Source organism: Myxococcus sp. CA005 (genome assembly GCF_006518205.1).
Lineage (GTDB): Bacteria > Myxococcota > Myxococcia > Myxococcales > Myxococcaceae > Myxococcus > Myxococcus xanthus.
Genome location: NZ_SRLV01000039.1, coordinates 67317 through 74414, shown reverse-complemented (window position 1 = coordinate 74414; position 7098 = coordinate 67317). Strand labels below are relative to the sequence as shown.

Genomic DNA, 7098 nt, shown 5'->3' with positions numbered 1-7098 from the left:
TCGTCGGCAGCGTCAGATGTTTATAAGAGACAGCACCAATAGGGGGAATGTGCCAGAAACAACCGGCGACGGTCGCGCGGGAGTTGCAGGCGGCCGGGGACCTCAGGCGCCCTGCAACCAACCATCCGCGAGCTGGATGACGCGGTGGCCGTAGGCGGCGTTCGCCTCCGAGTGCGTCACCTGGATGATGGTGGTGCCGTCCCGGTTGAGGCCCTGGAAGACCTCCATGATTTGCTTCGCCTGCTGTGAGTGGAGGTTGCCCGTGGGCTCGTCCGCCAGCAGCACCTTGGGGTTGGCGATGAGCGCCCGGGCGATGCCCACGAGCTGCTGCTGCCCACCGGAGAGCTGCGAGGGGAAGAGGTCCTTCTTCCCCACGAGCTGGAAGCGGTCCAGCATGTCGCCCACCAGGGCCTCGCGCTCGCCGCGCTTGAGGTCGCGGTAGGACAGCGGCACCTCCAGGTTCTCCGCCACCGTCAGGTTGTCGAGCAGGTGGTACTGCTGGAACACGAAGCCGATGGTGCGCCGGGAAAGCTCCCCGCGCGCCTTGGGCTTCATGGCATGTACCGCCTGGCCATCCAGCAGGTACTCGCCCGTCCAGTCCACGTCCAGCATGCCCAGGATGGATAGCAGCGTGGACTTGCCGGCGCCCGACGGCCCCATCAGCGTGACGAACTCGCCCGGCTGGATGTCCAGGTCGATGCGGCGCAGCACCCAGGCCCGGCCGCCAGCCAGGGGGTAGGACTTCTCGACGTTCCTCAGGGAGATGAGCGGAGATGGCATGTCCGTCTCAGCGGCGCTGTTCGTCCTGGACGATGCGGCCGTCGAAGAGGCTCACCGTGCGGGTGGCCACGCGCGCGTGCGCCGGGTCGTGCGTCACCATGCAGATGGTGGCGCCGCCCTTGTGGAGTTCCGTCAAGAGCTGCATCACCGCCTCGCCGTTCTTCGAGTCCAGGTTGCCCGTGGGCTCGTCCGCCAGGAGGATGAGCGGGTCGCCCGCCACCGCGCGCGCCACCGCCACGCGCTGCTGCTGACCGCCGGAGAGCTGCCCCGGCATGTGACGGGCCCGGTGCGCCATGCCCACCTTCTCCAGCGCGCGCTCCACCCGCTGCTTTCGCTCGGCGGCGGGCATGCCCCGGTACGTCAGCGGCAGCTCCACGTTCTCGAACACCGTCAGGTCGCCGATGAGGTTGAAGCTCTGGAAGATGAAGCCGATGTGCCGGTTGCGCACCAGCGCCCGGTCCGTCGCGGACAGGTCCAACACGCTGCGCCCGTCCAGCAGGTAGGCCCCGCGCGTCGCCGTGTCCAGCAGCCCCAGCACCGCCAGCAAGGTGGACTTGCCCGAGCCCGACGGGCCGACAATCGCCACCCACTCGCCCTTGCGCACGTTGAGGTGGATGTTGGAGAGCGCGTGCGTCTCCACGTCCTCGGTCTCGAAGACCTTGGTCAGTCCGTCCAGGTGGATGAGCGCCTTGCCGGGCTCCGCGCCCGCGTCCTCCTGCGCCACCGCGCCTTCCGGGGAAGCAGCCGTCTTCGTGTCGTTCGTCATCATCGCTGACCCACCCGCTCCACCGCGTTCCACGCGGTCATGTCTGAAGTCTCCATCGGCCTACTCCGCTCGCAGGGCGATGGCCGGGTCCACGCGCGTGGCCCGGCGCGCCGGAAGCCAGGCGGCCAGCACGGCCACCGTGCCCAGCAGCAACGCTACGCCCGCGAAGGTCCACCCGTCGTACGCCGCCACCCCATACAGCATTGCATCCAACAGCCGCGCCAATCCCAGCGACAGCCCCAGGCCCAGCACCACGCCCAGCGCGGTGAGCCGCAGGCCCTGCCCCAGTACCAGCGTCAGCACGCGGGTCCGCGAGGCCCCCAACGCCATGCGGATGCCCATCTCCCGCGTGCGCTGCGCCACCGAGTAGCCGATGACGCCGGAGATGCCGAGCGCCGCCAGCAGCAGCGCCGTGCCCGCGAACAGGCCCATCAACAGCGCCGACACCTGGCGGGAGCTGATGGACTCATCCACCAATCGCGTCAGCGGCGCCACCGCGTACAACGCCAGGTTGCCATCCACGGCGCGCAACTCCGCCTCGATGGCGGTGCGCAGCGCCTCCGGGCTGCCGCCGGACTTCGCCCGGACCGCGAGCGCCAGGAAGGGCGTGGGCACCTTCGCCGCCGGGTAGTACGCGGCGGGCCGCGCGGGCGTATCCAGGCCCCATTCGCGCACGTCGTCCACGATGCCCACCACGGTGGTCCACTGCGCCGTGTCCCAGTGCAGCTTCAACCGCTGGCCCAGCGCATCCCCCTGGGGCCAGTAGAGGTCCGCGAAGGTCTTGTTGATGACCACCTGCCAGGGCGCGTCCGGCCCCTCCGTCCCGTCTCCCTCCAGGAGGTGCCCCTCGCGCGGGGTGACGCGCAGCGTGCGCAGATAACCCGGGCTGACGGAGCGGAACTCCACCGCGGGCCAGACCTCATCCGGCGCCTGCGGCCGTCCCTCGATGTCGAAGCTGCTGTCCGAGCGCCCTCCCAGCGGCAGCAGGTTGGTGACCCCCACGGCCTCCACGCCCGGGAGCGACTGGAGCCGCCCCAACAGCTCCCGCTGGAAGGCCACCTTGTGTGCCGCGTCCGGGTAGCGCGCGGAGGGCAGCACGAGCTTGCCCGTGAGCACGCCCTCGGGCGTGAAGCCCGCGTCCACCGCGCGCAGGGCCAGGAAGCTCTTGGTGAACAACCCCGCCCCCACCAGGAGCACCAGCGCCACCGCGACCTGCCCCACCACCAGCCCCGCGCGCATCCGGCCCGAACCATGGCCCTCCGTGCCCCGGCTGCCCTCGCGCATGGCGACGCTCAAATCCTCCCGGCTGCCATGCAGCGCCGGACCGAGCCCGAAGAGCACGCCCGTGAGGAGGCTCACGCCCATGGTGAACACCAGCGGCCGCGCATCCAGCCGCACCTGGCTCGCGCGAGGCAGCGCCTCTCCCACCAGCGCCACCAACGCGTCCGTGCCCCACAACGCCAGCAGCATCCCCAGCACCCCGCCCGCCAGGGACAGCACCAGGCTCTCGGTGAGGAACTGCGCCACCAGCCGGCCCCGGCTCGCCCCCAGCGCGGCGCGGATGGACACCTCGCGTCCGCGCGCCGCCATCCGGGCCAACAGCAGGTTGGCCACGCTGCTGCACGCCGCCAGCAGCACGAAGCCCACCGCGCCCAGCAACAGCCACAGCGTGCCGCGCACGTTGCCCACGACCTTTTCGTCCAGCGACGTCACCGAGAAGGACCAACCCACCTTCCGGTACCGCGAGGGGACGGCCTCCTCCATCTCCAGCGCCACGCGCGCCAGGTCCGTGCGCGCCGCGTCCTGCGTCACGCCGGGCTTCAACCGTCCCACCACCGACAGGAACCGGGCGCCGCGCTGGTCCTCCTGCCGCTGTGTCTCGGTGGGCACGAAGGGCACGTACATCTCCGCCCAGGCGGGGTAGGCCACTCCCGCGGGCAACACGCCCACGACCGTGTACGGCTCGCCGTCGAGCTGCATCGTCTGGCCCAGCACCTGCGCGTCCCGCGCGAAGTGCACGCGCCACGCCGTGTCGGTGAGCACCACCACCCGCTCACGCCCCTGGACGGCCTCCGCCTCCGTGAAGGCGCGGCCGAGCACCGGCGACACGCCCAGCGTGGCGAAGAAGGACGGTGTGGCCGCCACCGCGGCGAGCTGCTGGGGGATGTCCCTGCCCGTGAGCGTCAGGTTGCCGCCCCGGTAGGCCGCCACCGATTCGAAGGCGCGCGACAGCGTCGCCAGGTCGAAGTACTCCGGCACGGACAGGGAGATGTCCTCGAGCCCGGCTTGCGCGATGTTCCCCTGGAGGTGCACCACCCGCTCGGGCTCCGAGAAGGGCGGCGGAGTGAGGAGCACTCCGTTCACCACGCTGAAGACGGCGCTGTTGGCGCCAATCCCCAGCGCCAGCGCGAGCACCGCCACCAGCGCGAAGCCGGGGCTCTGGCGCAGCGAGCGCAGCGTGTGCCGCACGTCACGGCGAAGTGCGTCCATCATCGCAGCCGCACCCGCTCCACGGCGTCCCACGCGGCCATGTCCGACAACACCACCTGGTCACCTTCTTGAAGGCCCTGCAGCACCTCCACCGCGTTCACCGAGCCCCGGCCCAACTGCACCGGCACGCGGACGGCTTCATCACTGCCCGGCATCAAGCGGAAGAGGGCCATGGTGGCATTGGGCTGCGCGCCAGCCGGGCGCCCCACGGACAGCACGTCGCCCAGCCGCTCCAGCTCCACCGTGCCCTCCACCGTCAAGTCCGGCCGCGCGCCGCGGGGCAGCTCCGCGGGCAGCGACACCTCCACGCGCACCGTGCCCTGGCTCGCCGCGGGCGCCACCCGCGCCACCTGGCCCTCCACCACGCCGTTGCGGGTGTCCACCAACGCCTTCAGCCCAGGCTGGATGTCGCGCGCCTGCGTCTCCGCGATGCGCAGCTCCGCCTTCAGCCGCTCCGGCTTCACCACCTTCGCCAGCAGCACGCCCGGCGTCACCCACTGCCCCAGCTCCAGCGGCAGGTCCTGGAGCACGCCATCCTCACCCGCGAGCACCTTCATCGACTCCACCTGCGCGCGGCGGAAGCGGGCCACCGCCTTCAGGCGCTCCACCTGTCCCTGCTGCGCGGTGAGCTGCTCCTTCATGCTGGACGCCACCACCTGGAGCTTCTTGCGCTCCAGCTCCAGGCGACGGCTCAGCTCCGCGGCCTTCTCGCGCGCCTGCTGCATCTCCAGGTCGCCGATATGTGCCTTCTGGTGAAGGGCCTCGTTCGCGTCGGAGCGCCGTCCCGCCTCGGCGGACTCGTTGATGAGCGCCGCCACCATGGCCTCCTGGGCCAGCCGCTGCGTCTCCAGCTCCATGCGCACCTGGATGAGGTCGGCCTCCACGCTGGCCAGTTGACGCTCGGCCTCCAAGGCCTGGAGCTGCACGTCCGGGTTCGACAGCTCCAACAGGAGCGTGTCCGCCGTCACCGTGGCCCCAGGTCGCACGTGGATGCGCTCCACCCGGCCCGCCGTGTCCGCGGTGAGCCAGCGGATGTACTCCGGCACCAGCGTGCCCGCGCCCTTCACCTGGCGCACCATGGGTCCGCGCTTCACCGTGTCCAACCACACCGAGGCCCGCTCCACCGTGGGCGCCGCCGGGCGCAGCCGTGACAGGCCCACTGTCACCAGCAGGAGCACGCAGGCTCCACCGATGGCGAGCACCCAGGGCTTGCGACGCGGCTTCTTGGCTTTGGGAATGTCCACGCCCCTGCCCAGAGCGAGGCTCGTGCCAAAGCCAATATCCACGCCAACCCCCTGGAATTACTCGGGATGAAGGACTGCCTCGCGGAGGCCGTGCCCACTTGCGGAAAGTGCCGTCCCAGAAGCGGACAGCGGCAGGAAGGGGGTGGAGGCCCCTGGGGGCGCCAGCGCTAAGGTGCGCGCCCATGTCGGCCTCCCTTCTCGAAGTGTTCCTGGACCATGCACACCGCGCGCCCGAGCGGCCCCTGCTGACGTTCGAGCAGGAGCGCTTCACCTACGGACAGTTCGCCACGCACGTCACGGCCTTCGCCCGGGGCCTCAAGCAGCGCGGGCTCCAGCCGGGGGAGCGGGTGGCGCTCTTCCTGGAGAACAGCGCCCGCTTCGCCATCACCTACCTGGGTGTGCAGGCCGCGGGCGGCGTGGTGGTGCTGGTCAACACCGCCTACCGGCAGGTGGAGCTGGCCCACATCCTGTCCGACGCGGAAGTCTGCGGCTGCGTCACCGGCGCGGCGGGCGCCGCGGAGCTGGTGCCGCTGCGGGCCCAACTGCCCTCGCTCCAGTGGCTCATCACCGTGGAGCGCCCCACCACCGCGCTGCCCGAGTCGCTCACGGAGGTCCCCTTCGACACGCTGCTCGCGGAGGGCACCTCCGCCACCGCGCCGCTGGTGATGCCGCGTCCGGAGGACCTGGCGGTGCTGGGCTACACCTCTGGCACCACCGGCCGCTCCAAGGGCGCCATGCTGCTGCACCGCAACCTGCTGGCCAACGTGCGGGCCGTCACCGAGGCGTGGCGGTGGACGGAGCAGGACCGGCTGCTGCTCACCCTGCCGCTGTTCCACACCCACGGCCTGATGGTGGGCCTGCACGGCACGCTGTTCACCGGCGCCAGCGCGGACCTGCGCCGCCGCTTCAACGCCGCCGAGTCCCTGACCGCGCTGCGCGATGACGCCTCGCTTACGATGTTCTTCGGCGTGCCCACCATGTACAGCCGCCTGCTGGAGGAAGCCCGCGCGTCACGTGTGAAGCCGCGCGCGCTGCGCCTGTGGGTGTCCGGCTCGGCGCCGCTCAGTCCCCAGCTCTTCGCGGACATCGAAGCGGAGCTGGGCGCCCGCATCCTGGAGCGCTACGGGATGACGGAGACCATCATGAACACCACCAACCCCTACGAGGGCGAGCGCCGCTCCGGAACGGTGGGCTTCCCCTACCCCGGCCAGGAGGCCCGCGTGGTGGACGTGCGCACGCGCCAACCTCAACCGTGCGGTGAGACGGGGGAAATCGAGGTCCGGGGCCCTCACGTCTTCGCCGGATACTGGCGCCGTCAGGACGCCACCGCCGAGTCCTTCGACGCGGACGGGTGGTTCCGCACGGGCGACCTGGGGGATGTGGACGCGGACGGCTACCTGCGCATCACCGGGCGGGCGCGCGAGCTCATCATCAGCGGCGGCTTCAACGTGTACCCGCGCGAGGTGGAGGAGGTGCTCGCCATGCACCCGGGCGTCGCGGAGGTCGCGGTGCTGGGCCTGCCGGACGCGGACCTGGGCGAGCAGGTGGTGGCCGTGGTGGTGCCTCACCCCGGGGCGACCCCGCCGGAGTCCCAGTCCCTGGTGGACTGGTGCAAGGACCGGCTCGCCAGCTTCAAGAAGCCGCGCCAGGTCGTCTTCACGGATGCGCTGCCGCGCAATGCGTTGGGCAAGGTGCAGAAGCACCTCCTCCGGGCGGCACTGGTGCCACCTGGCACGCGATGAGTCGCGCGTCCACCGCACGGTTCCGAACAGACGCCGCGCAATTGCATGGCGTGGGCACCTTGCTGGCCTAGGGTTC

At 71.1% G+C, this 7098-nt stretch carries 5 protein-coding genes; 1 reads left to right on the top strand and 4 read right to left on the bottom strand.

The window, feature by feature from the left end; genetic code table 11:
• Positions 1–102 precede the first annotated feature (102 nt).
• Genes FMQ63_RS18865 through FMQ63_RS18850 form a run of 4 tightly spaced genes read right to left on the bottom strand, consistent with a single transcriptional unit; the run spans position 103 to position 5280 of the window.
• Entirely contained in the window at positions 103–780 is a 678-nt protein-coding gene (locus FMQ63_RS18865; protein ID WP_011557063.1) for an ABC transporter ATP-binding protein, read from the bottom strand.
• 7 nt (positions 781–787) lie between these two features.
• A complete protein-coding gene (locus FMQ63_RS18860) occupies positions 788–1549 on the bottom strand; it encodes an ABC transporter ATP-binding protein (protein WP_020478064.1) in 762 nt (253 codons plus the stop codon).
• A gap of 57 nt (positions 1550–1606) precedes the next feature.
• A complete protein-coding gene (locus FMQ63_RS18855; protein ID WP_020478063.1) occupies positions 1607–4039 on the bottom strand; it encodes an ABC transporter permease in 2433 nt (810 codons plus the stop codon).
• Positions 4036–5280, bottom strand: coding sequence for an HlyD family secretion protein (locus tag FMQ63_RS18850; protein ID WP_011557066.1), 1245 nt, complete (start codon positions 5278–5280; stop codon positions 4036–4038). The genes FMQ63_RS18855 and FMQ63_RS18850 overlap by 4 nt, the downstream gene beginning before the upstream one ends.
• A 182-nt stretch (positions 5281–5462) precedes the next feature.
• On the opposite strand from FMQ63_RS18850, the gene FMQ63_RS18845 reads away from it, so the two are divergent.
• On the top strand, positions 5463–7022 hold the full coding sequence (locus tag FMQ63_RS18845; RefSeq protein ID WP_011557067.1) for an AMP-binding protein: 1560 nt from the start codon (positions 5463–5465) through the stop codon (positions 7020–7022).
• Positions 7023–7098: the final 76 nt, after the last annotated feature.